11 protein-coding genes are annotated in these 17,634 nt (G+C 48.1%); 1 reads left to right on the forward strand and 10 read right to left on the reverse strand.

What is annotated here, in order from left to right; all coding sequences use genetic code 11:
* Nucleotides 1-173: 173 nt before the first annotated feature.
* From PGRAT_RS26620 to PGRAT_RS26640, 5 genes are all read right to left on the reverse strand, one after another.
* Nucleotides 174-1,337 (reverse strand): ABC transporter permease, encoded by a 1,164-nt coding sequence (locus tag PGRAT_RS26620; protein ID WP_025703442.1) that lies wholly within the window; start codon nucleotides 1,335-1,337, stop codon nucleotides 174-176.
* Nucleotides 1,285-2,562, reverse strand: coding sequence for an ABC transporter permease (locus PGRAT_RS26625; protein WP_025703443.1), 1,278 nt, complete (start codon nucleotides 2,560-2,562; stop codon nucleotides 1,285-1,287). The genes PGRAT_RS26620 and PGRAT_RS26625 overlap by 53 nt, the downstream gene beginning before the upstream one ends.
* 15 nt (nucleotides 2,563-2,577) lie before the next feature.
* Nucleotides 2,578-3,510 carry an ABC transporter ATP-binding protein gene (locus tag PGRAT_RS26630; RefSeq protein WP_025703444.1) on the reverse strand — a complete coding sequence of 311 codons (933 nt, stop codon included), beginning with the start codon at nucleotides 3,508-3,510 and terminating at the stop codon, nucleotides 2,578-2,580.
* A 260-nt stretch (nucleotides 3,511-3,770) separates the two neighbouring features.
* Nucleotides 3,771-4,415 (reverse strand): response regulator, encoded by a 645-nt coding sequence (locus PGRAT_RS26635; RefSeq protein ID WP_025703445.1) that lies wholly within the window; start codon nucleotides 4,413-4,415, stop codon nucleotides 3,771-3,773.
* Nucleotides 4,412-5,191 carry a sensor histidine kinase gene (locus PGRAT_RS26640; RefSeq protein ID WP_238326730.1) on the reverse strand — a complete coding sequence of 260 codons (780 nt, stop codon included), beginning with the start codon at nucleotides 5,189-5,191 and terminating at the stop codon, nucleotides 4,412-4,414. The genes PGRAT_RS26635 and PGRAT_RS26640 overlap by 4 nt, the downstream gene beginning before the upstream one ends.
* A 676-nt stretch (nucleotides 5,192-5,867) precedes the next feature.
* Between PGRAT_RS26640 and PGRAT_RS32745 the strand changes: the two genes are divergently transcribed.
* Nucleotides 5,868-11,282: a CBM35 domain-containing protein gene (locus tag PGRAT_RS32745; RefSeq protein WP_025703447.1), complete on the forward strand. Its 5,415-nt coding sequence runs from the start codon at nucleotides 5,868-5,870 to the stop codon at nucleotides 11,280-11,282.
* 488 nt (nucleotides 11,283-11,770) lie between these two features.
* Here the strand turns inward: PGRAT_RS32745 and PGRAT_RS26650 are convergent, their stop codons facing one another.
* The 5 genes from PGRAT_RS26650 to PGRAT_RS26670 are packed head-to-tail and all read right to left on the reverse strand — an operon-like array spanning nucleotide 11,771 to nucleotide 17,602.
* The gene (locus tag PGRAT_RS26650; protein WP_025703448.1) at nucleotides 11,771-12,892 is read right to left on the reverse strand and encodes a DUF4432 family protein; all 1,122 of its coding nucleotides are present in this window, start codon (nucleotides 12,890-12,892) and stop codon (nucleotides 11,771-11,773) included.
* The gene (pgmB, locus tag PGRAT_RS26655) at nucleotides 12,882-13,589 is read right to left on the reverse strand and encodes a beta-phosphoglucomutase (protein WP_025703449.1); all 708 of its coding nucleotides are present in this window, start codon (nucleotides 13,587-13,589) and stop codon (nucleotides 12,882-12,884) included. Before pgmB ends, PGRAT_RS26650 begins: the two co-directional genes overlap by 11 nt.
* Entirely contained in the window at nucleotides 13,570-15,828 is a 2,259-nt protein-coding gene (locus PGRAT_RS26660; RefSeq protein WP_025703450.1) for a glycoside hydrolase family 65 protein, read from the reverse strand. Before PGRAT_RS26660 ends, pgmB begins: the two co-directional genes overlap by 20 nt.
* A 53-nt stretch (nucleotides 15,829-15,881) precedes the next feature.
* Complete coding sequence (locus PGRAT_RS26665) at nucleotides 15,882-16,712, reverse strand: carbohydrate ABC transporter permease (protein ID WP_202903619.1); 831 nt, start codon at nucleotides 16,710-16,712, stop codon at nucleotides 15,882-15,884.
* A gap of 14 nt (nucleotides 16,713-16,726) precedes the next feature.
* Nucleotides 16,727-17,602, reverse strand: coding sequence for a carbohydrate ABC transporter permease (locus PGRAT_RS26670; protein WP_025703452.1), 876 nt, complete (start codon nucleotides 17,600-17,602; stop codon nucleotides 16,727-16,729).
* Between the last annotated feature and the right edge of the window lie 32 nt (nucleotides 17,603-17,634).

Consider the following 17,634-nt stretch of genomic DNA (forward strand, 5'->3'; position numbering starts at 1 on the left):
GACCCCAATGACTCTCAATATGACTCTGGAGGTTCTATCATCTTTTCTGAAAATGGCCTGACCAAGGGTGCCAATAAATATATTAATGAGAATCCCCGCAATGAGTTCTACGATCCCGATTAATTCCATTATAGCCAACTTAACCACTTCCCGATTCATATTTTGAGCACCCTTTAGCCTCTCAATGCCTTAAGTTCTCTGTTCATAAATAAGAGGCCGGCTGCGAAGCCTGCAACCCCAACCCCTGCGAATATAACCAGCGGAACCCATTCTGAAGTCATGGGCTGATGGTCAAAAATAACGGCCGATAACGATTGGATTGCCCACGATTCTGGCGTGAACTTGGATATGATCCGCATGAACCTTGGAGCCATTTCCATGGAGAAAAAGGAACCGCCAAGCATTCCGGTTACCGCTATGATTATTGAAGCAGAAGACGTGAACTGCTTCTGATTCCGCATAAATGGTATAACCATCATAGTAATGCTGGTTAGGGCAAATAAATAAGCAGCGAATAGAATGCCGACCGCAAGCGCATGGTCTGCGATACTAATCTTAAGCAAGTACTTACCGGCTACCAAAATGACTAGGACATGAACAGTTCCAAACAGATAGGTCGCCGTCATCTTTGCAAGCAGATATTTCTTGTAATCAACAGGCGTGCTTAACAACCTGCTTAAGGTATTGTTTTCTCTTTCATCAATTAAGGTCCGTAAACCCTGAATGACGACGAACCAAATGAACATGACCAGAAAACCGATTAACCTCGCTGTGGCATTGTCATGGGTCTTCTCTCCATTACTTAAAGTCTGATCATCTATCGTTAGATTCGAGGCCTCATGGATGCCCTTAAATACGCTGGCTGCAATGCCTGAGCCATCTGCATTCAGTTCCGTAGAGATCACTTGTGAGTCATGAATAACTTTTTGGAGTGTGCTTACTTCACTGGTAATAATCTCTTCCAGAATTGTCCCATCGCCGTTTTCATAATTTTGCACAAAATAAATAGATAAATCTTCACCGGATGACAGTTGGCTGCCAAACCCCTGCTTCACTACTAAACCAAAGGGAATATCCTGGTCATCAACCTTTTTTTTGATCGTAGCTTCATCGGAATGGACAATCTTTACCTGCTTATGTCCCTGGATCATATCCATAAGTTGATTCGAATACACACTATGGTCGGCATCAGCTACATATAAGCTTTCCTGACTGCTCCCCTGGGAAAAGGAAAACAAGAAGGTCAGGATTAAGGGAACTGCAATTGTTGCAAATACCGCAGTCCTATTTCGAAACATCAGCTTCAGCTGGTTTTTTACCATGACTATAAATTGCACTTTTATTCCACCTTTTTCCGCTGTATACCATAATGTTAAAGATAATAAATATCAGTCCTATACCTATAAGCTCCAACAAATCAATATACATGCCGCCGAGACCTACCCCTTGGCATACCTTTAAATATGAATTTATTGCTTTACCATTAGGGATAATCTCCTGAATGACGCGCAGGCTATCCGGCAATCCGCTTTTAGTGATAAAGCTCCCGCCCAAAAAGCTGAAAATGTACAGCACAGGAGAAGCTAAGCTGGAAACAGTCACATGATCTTTCGCGATAAATCCCCATAGCAGAATAATGCTGCCGATGGCAAAAGCATAAACAATGGTAATCACAAGAAGCTCTAAAGGGTTTCCCCATTTCATCTGAAATACAACCCGGCTAATAATGATCACAACGGTCATTTGGATAACAACAGATAAAATAATCCCGAACAGTTTGCCAAGCACATACTGTATATTCAAGGTAGGTGTGGATTTGATTCGAAACAGGGTGTGGTTCTGCTTCTCGTCCACTATGCTGTGAACCAGCACAAATGCCGTCATTATGGAGAACATAACTACCATTGCGATCGAATAATACTGCATAGCATCTATGGGCACGGCTGCTTTATTGGTTGGCACCTCCGGTATTTTAAGACTGAGCTGCTTATTTCCTGAAATTAGGCTCATAACCTTTTCTATTTTGTCTTTAGGCACACTGTCTTTACTGCTTATGGTCTGGAGAATGGTCCTTTGTTCAACATTCATTGTCTTGACGCTTGCATTGAACCGGTCCAGAATAGTCGCAACTACGTCTTTATCCAAAGGCTTATCGTTGTCGCCCATCAGGACGATATCCGTTTTTTCATTATTCATGGCGGTCTTGGTGAAGGTTTCCGGTACGTATACAAATACTGCAGCCTTACCGTCTTGGAGTAATTGCTTGCCTTGCTTATAGCTGGTGGTTTCTTTCAAATTTATGATCTTTTTCAGGTCCTCTTGCTTGAATACGTTATCCCTTAAGACGTTTCCCAAGGATACGAAATGTGCTCCCTCCGAAGAGCCCTTATCAGCATTATAAAAAGCTACATTAAAGCTTTTGATTTGGGAACTAGAATCACTAAATACCGTACCTAAAATGAGTATTAGAATGGATGGAAACAGAATCAGCTTCAAATAAAATGTTTTATTTTTAGTCAGCAGCCGCAGATCCAATAGAAATAAACGTAATAGCTTTTTCACAATACCACCCCCTCACTACCCCCTTAAGGCCTTACCTGTTATCTGCAGGAAAATACTTTCCAGGTTAACTTCCTCATATTTAAAACTGGTAAGTTTAATTCCTAATTTTTTGATCTCATCCACAATCTCAATCACATTCTTGTCATTCGTGGAAACCAGCATGCTGATTTGATTGCCCTCTATATTAACCTTGGATATACCGGGAATCCGGTTTAACTGTTTAAGTGCGCCTTCACTCGCCTCGCTAAAATTCACTGTCAACGTGTCACACGCCGCCAGGCTTTGCTTTAATTCTTCTTTTGTTCCCAGCGCGATTAAGGAACCGTGGTCAATGATGGCAACGTTCTTGCATAAGTACTCCACTTCCTCCATGTAGTGACTTGTATAAATCACCGTCATTCCTCTGTCTTGATTGAGTTTTTTCACAGTCTCCAGGATATGATTCCGGGATTGAGGATCAATGCCTACTGTGGGTTCATCCAGGATCAACAGCTTGGGATCATTCATAAGCGCAACCCCTATATTGACCCGGCGTTTCATCCCTCCGGACAACTCAGCCACATCCTGGTTTTTCTTATCCTGTAATTCGATGATCTCCAATACTTCGTTGGTTCTGTTCTTCAGCTTTTTCCCGGAAAGTCCATACAAGCTGCCGAAAAACTCCAGGTTCTCCTTGGCGCTTAAGGCTTGGTACAGCGCTAAATCCTGCGGCACAATGCCCATAATTTTTTTGATCTCTATAGGCTTTTCCCTAAGGGACTTGTTATCGATGGTTATACTTCCGCTGGTTGGCGTAAGCACTGTACTTATCATGGATACGGTCGTCGACTTTCCGGCTCCGTTAGGACCTAACAAACCAAAAATCTCACCGCGTTTCACATTTAGCGTAATATTGTTAACTACAGTGATATCATTGTATTTTTTGGTCAAATTTGTTAGTTGAAGCATCTGTAATACACCCCGCGTTCAGTTCTTGTTCTGTTATTATTCTACCTCTCCCTTCAATTGCAAAATATTTACTATAGTACTCAATCTGAGTATTACTTTAGTTACCAGTTAGGTTATTCCTTTAGTCATATGGGGAAGAAGACACGACAAAAAAGGCCGTTCTTACCCTAGTCCGTCTGTAGATCAGACAGATTACGGTAAAAACGGCCTACCGGAAACAAACTGGCAGCAGTTCGATGCGGACTAGCCAAGCACCAGAGTTACAGCGATTTTTGCAGGCATAGAGTTAACTCCGTTCTATTCCTCAGTTCAAGTTTCTCCAGCATTCGTGAGACATAATTTTTGACAGTACCTTCAGTAATAAATAAGTCACTGCTGATCTCTTTATTGCTCTTGCCTTCCATAATGCCTTTGGCAACTTCAAGCTCACGCGGCGTAAGCAGCTGCAGAATATGCTCATTCCGCAGGTTCTCTATTCCTGTATTTTTTACAGAATTCAGCGCATTTACTACTTCCCGTGTAATCTTGGGATTTAACAGGATATTCCCCTCACAAGCAGTCTTAATAGCATACATGATTTCCTGAGAACCCGAATCTTTTAGAATATACCCGTCCGCCCCATTTTTAAGACCTGTAAAAATATACTCACTATCATTAAACGTGGTAAGAATGATCACTTTGATGTCGGGGTATTTAGCTTTCACCCATTTTGTAGCTTCAATTCCGTTCATTACCGGCATTTTAATATCCATTAGAATAACTTCAGGGGAAGTGTAGGTGAGAAGCTCCAATGCTTCTTCTCCGTTAGAGGCTTCACCGATAACATTGATTTCCTCGTGCAGGCTAAGAATCATCTTCAAGCCTTCCCGGACAATCTCCTGATCGTCCACGATAATAATATTCACCATGAATGTGCCTCCTGGTTACCCTCGAAATTAACAGCAATTTTGGGAATACTGGCCTCAACACTAAATCCTGAAGATTCACCCGAGTAAAAAACAACTTTTCCGCCCAGGGCGACAATCCTCTTCTCTATCCCAAGAATCCCCTTCGATTTAATGATCTCTTTGCAATCTGCTCCATTATTATGAATGAATAAGGAGATCTGATCAGGATATTTATGAATTTCAATAGAAAAGTGTGTGGCCTTCCCATGCTTAATGCCATTGGTGATAGACTCCTGTACGGTTTTGTAAATACAATGTTTGATATCAGAATCCACATATTCAATATCCTGATCCATATCCAGTTCAAATTGAATCGTATTCGTTTCCAGAAAGTTGTCGAAGATCTCGTGAAGGGACTGCAAGAGCTCTTTAGAAGCTCTCTCTTCACCCAGGAGCACCACCGTTTGCCGGAGGTTGACGATGCACTCCTTGGAAAGCTGCTGCGACTTGTGAATCGCCAGTTTGGCCTTATCTGTCTCCACATCCATGATTGTACCGGCATATTCAAGATTCATATTTAAGGCTATCAGATAGTGCCCCAGTGAATCATGAAGCTCTTGGGCAATCCTCGTTCTTTCCTGGGAGATGGTCAGCTCTTGTATCTTGTTCGAGTACTCCTGCAGTGTAGAGTTGGCAACTTGCAGTTCCTGATTTAGCTCTTGGGTTCTTGCTTTTTCAATCAGAACATTTCGGAACAGGTAGACAATGGAGATGATAACTAAATAGGAAGACAAAATATCCTTGAGGGTAGTATGATCTGCTATCAGGGAAGCTGTAAAAATAGAAAAATGCAAGCACAATATATATACAGGAATTTTGTGTGTGCTCACAATGATTTCAACAAGCAAAATAATAATGTAGATTTGTGTCCCTATGCAGTAAACCTTAAACAATAAAAAGCCAGCCCATATATTGCTTAGGATAAAAGATACATACCAGAGGGCCTTAGTCTGGTTCTGAAACCTGATTCTAGTGAAATCATTCACGAGCAATATTACAGCAATAAGGGTAAGAAACAGAATGGATTGTGTGTCCCCTGGATACTCTTGAAGAATCGTAGTAAATATCGAAAACAAAGAAAACCCTTTAAACATTTTTTGCACAAGCATTCTGCTGCCTACTGTATATAGGTCTTTCATGATCGATACCCTCTTACTGAAGTTGGAGTTTTAACCAAAGCAAGCTTTATCTATACTACAACAAACAAGTAAAAATAACATAAAAAAGCTAAAAAAAAAGCAAGAAAACCGAGTTTTTATTCGCGGCTCCTCTCCTGCCAATATAATCCCTCAAAATATCGCAAAACATGATGCCGAAAAACAGTTCCGCTTTTATTTTATAATGAATGCGTAGCGCTACAGAATAAAATGCAAGCGGTTCCAAAAAAAATAATTAGACAAGGAGATTACCATGAGGAAAAAAAGTTTATTTATCTTCCCCTTTGCGATATTGCTTTCATTATTGCTGACAGGCATCTCTAGTGCTGAGGTAACCTCTAATTATGTTAACCCGCTTATGGGGGGTGCCGATCCTACTATTGCCAGGGCTGCAGACGGCTATTACTATTCAGCTTTTTCTGGCGATAATAACATCACTTTAAAAAGGCATGAAACCATTCTCGGAGTATCCACTGCAAAAAGCAAAATAGTCTGGAAGAAGCCGAGTAATTTTGGGTTTGTGTGGGGTCCATACGTATATAGACTGGATGGCAAATGGTATCTATATTTCTCTTCAGGTCCAGAGGAGAGCTTCGGATATGGACATCCAAGCTCCTACGTCCTGGAGAACTCATCCCCCGATCCTTTTGAAGGCACCTGGGAGCTCAAGGGGGAATCCGCTAATGCGGACAAAGATGGGCAGGTTACGGTCAAGAAGGGACTTCTGAATACGCAGGGCTATGGTTTGGCCTGCGGCGTTATATCCATTAAAGGCGAAACATACTTCACCTATACAAAATACTACTATTACCCTGATCCTAAAGATCCTGCAAAGACGAAATTTGACGAGAGCCCTACGATTGTCAAAATGAAGAACCCGTGGACATTGGAAGGTACAGAAGCTACTGTGGCAAGGCCGCAATATGACTGGGAAAAGCATCACGACAATATCAATGAAGGTGCTGCTGTAGTTGAAAGAAACGGCAAGATCTATTTCGCCTATTCTGCAAGCAGCTTTATGAATGATAACTATTCTGTAGGTGTATCCGTAGCTGATGCAGCATCTGATGTGATGAAAGCCGAATCATGGAAGAAACATCCTGAGCCTGTAATGAAAAGATCGGATGAAAACAGCTCATATGGCCCGGGATCCCCATTGTTCCTTAAGTCTGAGGATAATTCAGAGGATTGGATCATGTACCATGGAATACCAACCCACGGACAAGGCGGCGGAAACAGAGGAATAAGAGCTCAGCGTATACATTGGGACGATAATGACTTCATCAATCTAGGAATCCCTTCCAATCCCGGCACTGTCCTGAACAGACCCTCAGGAGAGGAAAAAAGCGAAATTTATGAAGCCGAGGATGCCAAGCTCTCAGGAGTTTCCAAAGTCGTTGGGAAAAGTGCTTATGCTTCGGGCGCCCTATATGAAAAATACAATAACAGCAGCGCCAATGACTATGTGGAGTTTACAGTAAACACGAATGCTGCAGGAACCTACTCACTGGATTTCAGATACAACAACAATACGGCAAATGCTATTAACATGAAATTAGGAGTCAACCAAGAGGCAGCCCGGGATATTTCATTTGCATCCAATGCCGGATTTGATGCAAACTTCGATATTCAATCAGCTTATAATATTAACCTTAATGCCGGAAGCAACAAGATCCGTCTTTCGGGCAAGAGCACTTTAGCCCTGGACGCCATGATTATCAAAAAAAGCACATTGTATGAAGCAGAAAATGCCGAGTTGTCGGGAAATGCAAAGGTAGATACTGACCATCCGGGTTACAGCGGAACCGGTTTTGCCGGAGGATTATGGATTTCAAATTCTGCGGTCACCTTCAAGGTAAATGCTGCCAATGCAGGCAGCTATTCGGTTAATCTGGGCTACAGCCTAGGGTTTAATGATGACAGGACCCTGAGTATGTATGTAAACGGGCAAAAAATGAAGCAGGTAGATTTCTTTAGCTTAAAGAGCTGGAACAGCTGGGCCGACCGCTATGACAATGTTTTCCTTAAACAAGGTGAAAATACCATCATGTATAAATATGATGGTGGCGACACCGGCAACGTCAATCTTGACTATATAACAGTTACCGAAGCAACAACCTGGCATTATGGAGCTGAAGATGCAACAATCACAGGCTCGAATGATGCTGCAGTCGTCTACGCAAAAGACGGCAATATGGGTAGCGGTTATGTAACCGGGCTATCCAAAGCGAACTCATCCGTGGAGTTTGCTGTAAATGTTGAGAATGCGGCGTCTTATGATGTGAAGCTGAGATATGCAAAAGAAGCTGCAGGTAAAACCTTAGGTTTATATTTGAATGGCACTAAGATTAAAAACGTCACCCTCCCTCCTACTGGCGGACTTACTGTCTGGAAGGAACAGCTTGAGACGTTAAACCTGAAGGCGGGTAAAAACACGATCACTTATAAAAATGAAACAGACAACTCCGGCATTATAAATATGGACAGTATTCATCTTAATAAGCGGACTCCCTGGAGGTATCAGGCAGAAGATGCAACCAGAGCAGGCAGCCTGAAGATTGCCAGAGATCATTTATGGTATGAAGGCAACGGCTTTATAGGCGGCTTTGAGCAAACAGGCGATGCGCTCAAGTTTGAAGTAAATGTCCCCAATACGGCTGCCTATACATCAACATTGCGGTATTCCGGCGCACAGAGCTCGAATATAACAATGACGATGTATATTAACGGACAGAGAATCAAACAAGTGTCCTTGCCTCCGACAGCGAACTGGGATACCTGGAATAACAGTACGGAGTCAGTGAACTTGAAAGCCGGAAAAAATGTAATTGAATTCATCCGTGAACAAGGAGATACCGGAAGATTCAATATCGACAGTCTTACCATTGATAAGACCAGCGGCGGATTTATGAGTTCAACTGCCAAGAAAATCATTCCCGAAAAGATGGTCAAAATTCAGCCAAAGCACAGCGGAAAAGCATTGGATGTGGACAGAGTTTCAAGTGATCCGCTGGCGGTAATTAACCAATGGTCCAACGGGGACGGCAATAATCAGCTGTGGAGATTCCTTGATCTCGGTACAGGATATTACCAGATCCAGTCGGTTCAAAGCGGACATGTCCTCGACATTCTTCCCGGTTCAGCCATACAGCAGCTCTGTCAGAATACAAGAGCTTCCGGATCCATACCGGATACTCAGCAGTGGAAGCTGGTAAAAGACGGTGATTACTATAAAATAGTTAACAAAAGTAATAATAAAGTAATCACTGTAGAAGGAGCTTCCAGGAATGACGGTGCAACAGTGAGGTTAGCTGATGACCAGGCGAAAGATAATCAGCGCATGAAAATTGAAATCCGCAACCTCAGCAATAGTGAAATCAGCGCATTGACCGAGCTGGGAGGTCGCTATGATATCACTTTTAACGCCGATGGCGGAAGTCCGGCACAGACGGTTGTTCAGGCTGTGTACGGCGAACCGTTGGTTGCTCCGGCTGTAACGAAGGAAGGCTATGAGCTGGAGGGCTGGTACAACGATGCTGCGAAATGGGATTTTGCAGCCCAGACGGTGCCTGGTGCATTGACACTGACTGCGAAGTGGACTCTTAAGGCTCCGGAGGTGAAGATTGTCAGTGAAGGCTCGCTGCGTGCGGGATCAGCCGGAATACTCCGCGCTGCCGGAACAGGGGCAGGAACACTGTCCTACACCTGGTATGTAGACAAGGGAGAAGGCTACGGCGAACCGGTCGGATCGGGCGATATGCTGACGCTTCTGGATTTGTCGGAAGCGATGAGCGGCTACCGGTACAAGGCCGTCGTGACTGGAGAAGGCGGCTTAACCGGAGAGCAGGAATACATCCTGAAGGTCCTTCCAGCCGATGCGGAATGGATCGCACCTGCCTTCGCGCTGGATCTGCCGCCTGCGCTGGAAACTGTTGAGGGTGACCCTTTAACGCTTCTAGTTGATACGTCAGGAGACATTGAGTCTATCGGGTGGGAAGTGAAGCGGACCGGCAGCAGTGATTGGCTGCCGATCCCAAGTGTTACCGGTGCGGTATACCGCTTCACCCCGGGAATAGAACAGGACGGGACGGAGTACCGCGTGGTGCTGACCGGCAAAGCGGAGGTGAACCCGGTCCGTATCACCGGAACGGAGCTTAGGCTCAAGGTGTATCCGGCACATGAACTCCCGTCGGTCCAATCATTCAAGGCGACCGTGAATCCGGTAGTGGAGGGGGATCCCGTTACCTTTACCGTTGTGGCCAACTCGGTTTATGGAGAATTGAGCTACCGCTGGCTGAAGAATGACCTTGCACTGGACAGTGCACATGCCAGCAGCCTTACTGTTGAGAAGGCCGACGCTTCCGATGCCGGTGCATACAAGGTAGAGGTAATTAATACCCGTACCATCGGGAACCGTACGTATGTGGATGTGGCCCATACGGAGACTATCGGTCTGACCGTCAACCGTCAACCGGTAACGCCTACGGAGCCACCAGTAACGCCGACAGATCCTCCGGTGACGCCGACAAGCCCGCCGTTATCAACGGTAGGACCTACGGCAACACCACAGCATGCCGCATCGCCACTGCCTTCGGCGGCTATCATTTCAGCTGCTCAGCTGAGCAGGCCTGCGGTGAACGGAGTGGTTACAGTGCAGGTAGGGCAAGCGGCTGCGCTGGAACTTCCGGTGAATGCCGGGGAGCTGCTGGGAACAAACTCGCTGCGTTTGCAGGGAGACGGAATAGAGCTTGTCCTGGCGCCGGAGCTGCTGAAGCAGTTGGCCGAAGCCGTGCCTGCGGCCGGGCGCAGCGGTGCCAAGATCCTGCTGAAGGCAGAGCTGAAGGCGCTGGAAGAAGTCAAGCCGAAGACAGAAGCTGGTGTAACGCTGAAAGGCAAGCTGATAGCTTATGATCTAAGTCTGTCCGGAGCAGATGGAACGGTCCGCCGTCTGGACGGTTATCCGGCTCCGGTAGGCCTCAGCTGGCCGGCCGCTGGACTTGATCCGGGGCTGCTTGGCCTGTACCGTGTGGAGAGTGACGGTAGTCTCACCTATCTGGGCGGAACAGCTGCGGACGGCGGGTTGAAGGCGCTTCTTGATGGCAGCGGCACATACGCGCTGCTGGAGTATTCCAAGCAATTCAACGATGTTCCCGCCTCGCACTGGGCATTTGAAGCCTTGCGTGAGCTGTCTGCGAAGCATCTGATCCAAGGGATATCGGAGCAGGCTTATCAGCCTGGCCGAAACATTACGAGAGCTGAATTCGTGCAGCTGATCGCCAACACGCTGCAATTGAACGGCAGCGGTGCCACTTCCTTCGCCGATGTCCCGGAAGGCGCCTGGTACCGGAACGCTCTCTCCGGCATGGTGCAGGCCGGCCTGATTGCCGGCCGGACTCCGGAATCCTTCCAGCCGAATGCAGAGATCAGCCGTGAAGAGATGACCGTCATTCTGATGCGGGCGTACCGGCTCCGGCATGGTGCAATTCCGGCCGCTCCGGCCGGCCCTCCCCTTAAGGATGCTGCGGGTATCTCCGGCTGGGCAGCGGAACAAGTGGCTGAGGCAGCTGCGCTCGGCCTCGTCAAAGGGCGGGCTGACGGTACCTTCGCTCCCAAAGCTCCGGCCACCCGTGCAGAAGCTGCGCAGATTCTGATGAATTATTTGAGATAAGCCTTGCGAGAAACGGATCTTACCGGTTATGCAAGGCATAAATAAGGCGCTCCCCCCCCTCGATTAGAGTAAGGGGGGAGCGCTTCTTGTTGTACAGGATATGATCTGTGAGGTGTAGCGGAATGAGGGCTTGGCCCAGCAGCACCACCTTTTTATTGGAACATCGATTTTGGCTTATTACATCGGGCACCGTTTGGACTACTCGCTATTTCCTGAGGAGCCCGTCCACATTCCCTTACCAGATCAATGATTTACTATGCAGCAATTTCTAAACCAAATACTTGCGCTCACCGTCAACATTGTTGACAGCTCCATACCTGCCGCACAGCATCGCAGTCCAGTGACTGTAAAAGCCCCTTGATGAAAACCCGGCAGAAAACTAAAAGTGAAATAACCAGACGCCGGATATTCATCGGTGACTGGTTATTTAGTTTGGCTGTTATTTCGACAATTCGGGCTTTTTATTTAAGCTGCGTTCCTAACCTGTATCACCTTGCTGCACTTCGGATCAAATAGGTAAGGGTGTCAATTTCCTGCCGGTCACGTGTCGCCCCCAAGATGATCCAGCCGGTACACTGGCCACGGGGGCCGACATAGACCACTTCACCGTCTATCGTTTTTTGCTTAATAGAATTGGGTCTGGTCTTACACGGCTCCAGAGCATACATGCAGTCTATGGTGGCTCTTTTAGCCAGCAGTGAACGGGGATAGCATTGCAGGGAACGAATTACATAGGCTGCGGCATCATTGCCTGTGTTCACCAGCATTTCGGCCGTCAGCTCCTGACCCCCTGCGTCAGTGCAGTAATCGCGAACCTGCGGCAGATCGGACAGCCCCTCCACCGGCTCAGGAATGTATTGGTAACAGCGGATCGGGTCCAGTCTGGCCCCGGCATCGTAGACAGCAAACGGGTCTGTTTCGTGAGGAGCAGAATCGCGGAGCAGCAGTTTTTTTGCCGTAACCGGCAGGACATAACATCCGCCTCCCGACATAAAGGTCCCCGACAGTTGGATATGGTAACCGTCATCTACAGGCTGGGCTGTATCTGTTAAATTCCGCACTGTATCTTCCCGGAACAACGCAGCTGCCCCGTAATTCGTTACAATCCGGATAGTTTTTTCATAAACAGGCACGGTTCCATATCCTCTCACTGGTACAGTGCCCTCCAAGCAGATCTGCTGCTCATCCCAGACCAGACGTATGGATTCCAGCGACGCAGGAGAATATGACCCCGTCCCATGGACCGTTCTCATCTCATCCGGGGTGCCGAAGATTTCAGGACCGATAGCGGCAACAGCCGCATAGAAGCCCGAATCCCAGCCTGAATGCTCATTGTCGGACAGATCCACGTGTTCCGGATGCAGCAGATACCGCTCATCGCGCTCCCAGCTGATCTTCTCAGACTCCAGCCAGATTTCCCCAATGTCCATCCCCCGTTCAAGAATCACGCTAAAGACAAGCCTGCCATTGGATACAGTCAACAGATGCAGCTGTGAGCCCAAGCGGTCTGTAACAAGCTTCAGGGTGGCAAAGCTGCCTTCCGGCAGCGCAAGCGGAAGGTCCGGCTGCATTTGCGTCAGCATCCATACGTTTATTTGCTTATTGTTCATACGGGAGGTCTCCCCATCCGGTGTAATCGGCTGCGCCGATATGGCTCATCAGAAAAACGGGCTCAAGCTGCTCAAAGCTGGTGATGGTAAGATGAGAGCGGGCAAGCAATGGCCCGTCCCCAATGCCGACAACGCGCATGCCTGCCCGGAGCGCCCCTTCCACACCGGCCGCCGCATCTTCAAATACAAAACATGCCCCCGGTGCCACACCGAGCAGCTTGGCTGCTTGCAGGAACACCTCCGGGTCCGGCTTTGCCCTGACAATGCTGTTCCCGTCCACCACTACGTCAAACAGCCTACTGATGTTCACTTTATCTATAATGAGAGGAGCATTTTTACTGGCCGATGCAATCCCCGTCTGGATTCCGCGTGAGCGCAATAGGCCAAGAAAGCTGCGTACACCAGGCAATACATCAGCAGGTGTGAGCGCTGCGAGGAGCTCCTTGTACCACTCATTTTTCCGCGAAGCCAGCGCCTCCCTCCGTTCCGGCGGTACATCCGTTATCCCTCCGCACCGCAGCAGAAGATCAAGAGAGTCCATGCGGCTGACCCCCTTCAACTGCTCATTCTCTCTTTCGCTGAAAGCGAACCCCAGCTCCCCGGCAAGGCGTTTCCAGGCTTTATAGTGAAATTGTGCAGTATCGACAATGACGCCATCGAGATCAAAGATGGCCGCCTCAAATGGTTGTGCCCGCAACTGCGTCCCCCCCGTTCAGCTTCTGTACTTCATAAGCACCTGGGCTAACAATTATCCGGTAGTGCTCCCCCCGCCAAACAATCCGGAAGCTCAGCTCCTCCCAGCCCTCAGGCAGACGGGGCTGCAGTTGAATGGTTTCGCTCCACATCGCACTCGTCAAACCGGCAAATCCGTACACGATAAGCTGCCACAGGCCGCCGCAATTAGCGATGTGAATCCCCTCGGCGGCCCCCTTTTTCTCCAGGGAAAAATCGATAGCCATCACCCGCTGCAGAAAAGCTGCTGCTTCCTCCTTATGGTTCAGCCAGGATGCCACAATACCGTGAACCGCCACTGACAAAGAGGAATCATGAGTCGTAATCGGCTCATAATACGCATAAGCCGCCCTCAGCTGCTCCTCGGAGAATTCCTGTGGAAACAGCAGCATCAATTCTAGAACATCCGCCTGCTTCAACGCCTTGGAGCGATAGTTGCGCTCTTGGGAAATGAAATGGCCAAATGGCCTGGAGCGGTCTGTCCAGAGACTTTCAAATTCCACATCGGCATAGTCGGCGAAATCATCGGATTGCGGAACAATTTCCATCTGGCTGTCGTAAGGCAGCCTCAGCTTCTCGGCCGTGTGCCGGAAGAGCTCCCGTTCATCCGGACGGAGATCCAGCCGCTCTGCCGCAGCCGCATAGCTATCCGGCCTACCGTTTTGCAGGCTGTCCAGACAAGCAACGGTTTGCTCCAGACTGAATTTGACCATGCGGTTGGTAAAGGCATTGTTTCGGGTGAACGGCAAATATTCATCCGGCCCCATAACGCCGAGCAGCTCGCCATACCCCTCCCCGTTCCAATCCACCCGATCACACCAATAACGGGCTGTCTCCACCAGAATATCAATACCGTAGCGCTCCAGAAAATCGTCGTCTCCTGTAGCATTTACGTAGTGAAACAGAGCATAAACTACATCCCCTGTTATATGAATTTCATGGTCTGCGTACTGCCAATTCGCACATTGCTCTTCCCCGCTTAACGAGGACTCCCAGGCATACCGTGCTCCCCGGTATCCATATTTCTTCGCATTGCGCCTGGCTCCCTCAAGCGTATTGTAGCGGAAAAGAAGCAGACTGCGGGCAGCCAACGGGTTGGTGTGCAGAAAGAAGGGCAGCAGGTTGATCTCCGTATCCCAGAAATACCTGCCAAAATAGGCCTCGCCGGCATAACCCTTGGCACAGATTGCCACTCTCGCATCCTGTTCCGCATTGGAGCGGATCAAATGGTAGAGGGAAGCGCGGACGTTCACTTGCGCCGCATCATCACCCTTGATGCAGATATCGGCATGCTGCCACTTGCTCTTCCACTTGGCAGCATGGCGGTTATACAGCTGTTCCCAGCCCAAATTGCGGGCGTGGCTGAGATGCGCAAACGCCCTGTCGCGGGCTGTTCCCTCCTCCATGTCCCGATCCGTTGTCACCGCATTCAGCTTGCGGACCGTCAACCGTTCCCCTGTCTGCAGTCTGCACTCCCCTCGAAGCGCAGCCATCAGCCGGGTATTTTCTTCATTCCAGACAATCGCTTCAGAGGCTTCCAGCGCAGACAGCATGAAGATTTGATTGCCCTCCTCCGTAACCGTTTCGAGCGACAGACAGCCCTCTGAGTCCGCCGAGGGAACAATCCGGGCAAAATGATCCATTCCATTGGTCCGCACATCAGCCCGGAGGGTGGCCTTCACCTCCAGGCTGCCTTCGCCTGACAGCACCTCAAGCTCAACCTGCTGAATGCAAAGATGGATATCCGCCATGCTGATGTATCGGGTAAATGTACAATGAAGTTTCATGCCCTCTGCCGTCTCCCATACAACTGAACGATGAAGGCTTCCGTCCCGCAGATCCAGCCGGCGCTGGTAGCCGCTGATCCGGCACCGGTCCATATCCAGACGTTCACCGGCAAACAGAAATTCAAGCCCCAGAACATAAGGCAGATTTACAATCTCTTCCTTCAGCAGCGGATGCCGGCCGACGATCCCCGGGATGAAGGTTCCCTGCTTGGACTTGGGATGCCGCGGCTTCTCAAGTGTTACATTATCGGGAAAGCGCAAATATTCTTCGTCCTGGGGCGCATCGCTGCACCCCTCCTCAAAGCTTCCCCGGACATGCATGTAGCCATTTCCTTGGGTAAAGAGTCCTTCATAATGCTTGTGCAGTCCAGGGTTATATCCGTTTTCTTTCAGGCACCACAGGTTTTCTTCGTTCATCTGCAACCCCTCTGTTTCTCCGGTGTTTTTCCCTATTGGCATCTTCCGGTCCATCATCCCTTCACCGCTCCCGCTGCAAGTCCGGATACAACTTGCTTCTGCAGCAGGATATAGACCAGGATGCTAGGGATGATGACAACCATCGTCGCCGCAAACATGACGCCGTAATCGCTGGCAAACTGGCTTTTGAAATAGTAGAGTGCAAGCGGCAGTGTACGGCTCTGATTACCCGTCGTCAGAATAATAGCGAATTGGAATTCATTCCAGCAGAGCAGAAACTGCATCACACCTGCCGTGCCGAAACCCGGTTTCGATATGGGCAGAATAATTCTGAAGAACGTCTGGATGAAGCTGGCACCGTCCAGATAAGCCGATTCCTCCATCTCCTTGGGAATCGTCAGGAAATAGCTTGATAGAATATACAGCGAGACCGGCAAGCCAAAGCCGGCATACACGATAATAAGTCCAACCACCTTGTCATACAGCCCCAATGTATTAACCGTCAAATATAGCGGCTGCAGCATGGCAGCGCCTGGAATCAGCAGAGAAAGAGAGAACGCTCCCATCAGCAGGTTTTTGAAGCGGAATTGAAAGCGGGCCAGCACATAGCCCGACATACCGAGCAATAGTAAATTTAATAATGTTCCGAAGATACCCACGATTACACTGTTGATGTAAAACCGCGAAAGCGGCGCAATCTTGAAGGCCATAACGTAATTGGAAAAGCGGAAGCTTTTCGGCCAGCCGAGCGAATTGTTCAAAATCTCGGCATTTGTTTTGAATGAAGCCATCAGCACCCACAGAAACGGGCCAAGAGATAACAGTATAATCAGGAGCACAAACCCATACTTGAGCACAACCAAACCTTTTTTCAATATTCTCACCCCAGTCGCTCCATTCAGTTTTGGGAGCTGCCTATTCTGAACAGATTTCGGCACAGCAGGACAAAGGCCAAGCCAAAGCCGATTAGGAAGACACCCACCGAATTGGAATAACCGAAGTTGTTCTCCATGAGTGCGGTCTTGTAAATATAAATGGGCAGATTCATTGTTTCATTGCCGGGTCCGCCGCCCGTCGTCATCATAATAATATCCATCTTCTGCAGCATACTTGTTCCGGCTAGAATCACGCAGGTGCCAATGATATTACGAAGCATAGGCAGGATGATATAGAAATTGATCTTCAACTCGCTGGCCCCATCGATACGCGCCGATTCAAACAGGCTTTCTGGAATCGCCGCAATCTCGGCCAGAATCAGAATCGTGACGACAGCCGCATAGGGCAGCCAGGTCATTGTGACGGAGAAGAAGGCGGTTGTGTAATCCATAAACCAGTTCTGAGCATAATCGGCATTGCCGAATAAGCGGACAATACTGTTCACCGCACCAAAATCAGGATTGAGCATGCACAAAAACAACATGCCAACGGCTGCGCCCGAGATGATATTGGGAAACATGTAAACCGTTCGCGCAAACTTCCAGTAGAATTCCTTCATATTGAGAATAATGGCGAACACGGTACCGATGGCGACATGAATCGTGGACTGGAGCAAAACCCAGACACCCGTATTTAGAAAACTCTGACGAAAATCGGAATCATCCGTAAACAGTTGAATATAGTTGGCCAGCCCGATAAAAATCGGTTTTCGCCCGGATGACCATTCCGTAAAGGATGTACCGAACAGAATGACAATCGATACGGCATAGACAACAATAAATAGTACAACCGTCGGCAACAGAAACAGCGTAATATATCCTTTGTTTTTCCTAACCATTCATAGGGTCCTCCCTAATCAAATTTTCCCGG

The sequence above is a fragment of the Paenibacillus graminis genome (genome assembly GCF_000758705.1).
GTDB lineage: Bacteria > Bacillota > Bacilli > Paenibacillales > Paenibacillaceae > Paenibacillus_AQ > Paenibacillus_AQ graminis.

Excerpts from the sequence above, each read along its gene's own strand:
- PGRAT_RS26670 (WP_025703452.1), bottom strand. The coding sequence starts at position 17,602 with ATGGTTAGGAAAAACAAAGGATATATTACGCTGTTTCTGTTGCCGACG.
- PGRAT_RS32745 (WP_025703447.1), top strand. The coding sequence starts at position 5,868 with ATGAGGAAAAAAAGTTTATTTATCTTCCCCTTTGCGATATTGCTTTCA.
- PGRAT_RS26630 (WP_025703444.1), bottom strand. The coding sequence starts at position 3,510 with ATGCTTCAACTAACAAATTTGACCAAAAAATACAATGATATCACTGTA.
- PGRAT_RS26660 (WP_025703450.1), bottom strand. The coding sequence starts at position 15,828 with ATGAACGAAGAAAACCTGTGGTGCCTGAAAGAAAACGGATATAACCCT.
- PGRAT_RS26650 (WP_025703448.1), bottom strand. The coding sequence starts at position 12,892 with ATGAACAATAAGCAAATAAACGTATGGATGCTGACGCAAATGCAGCCG.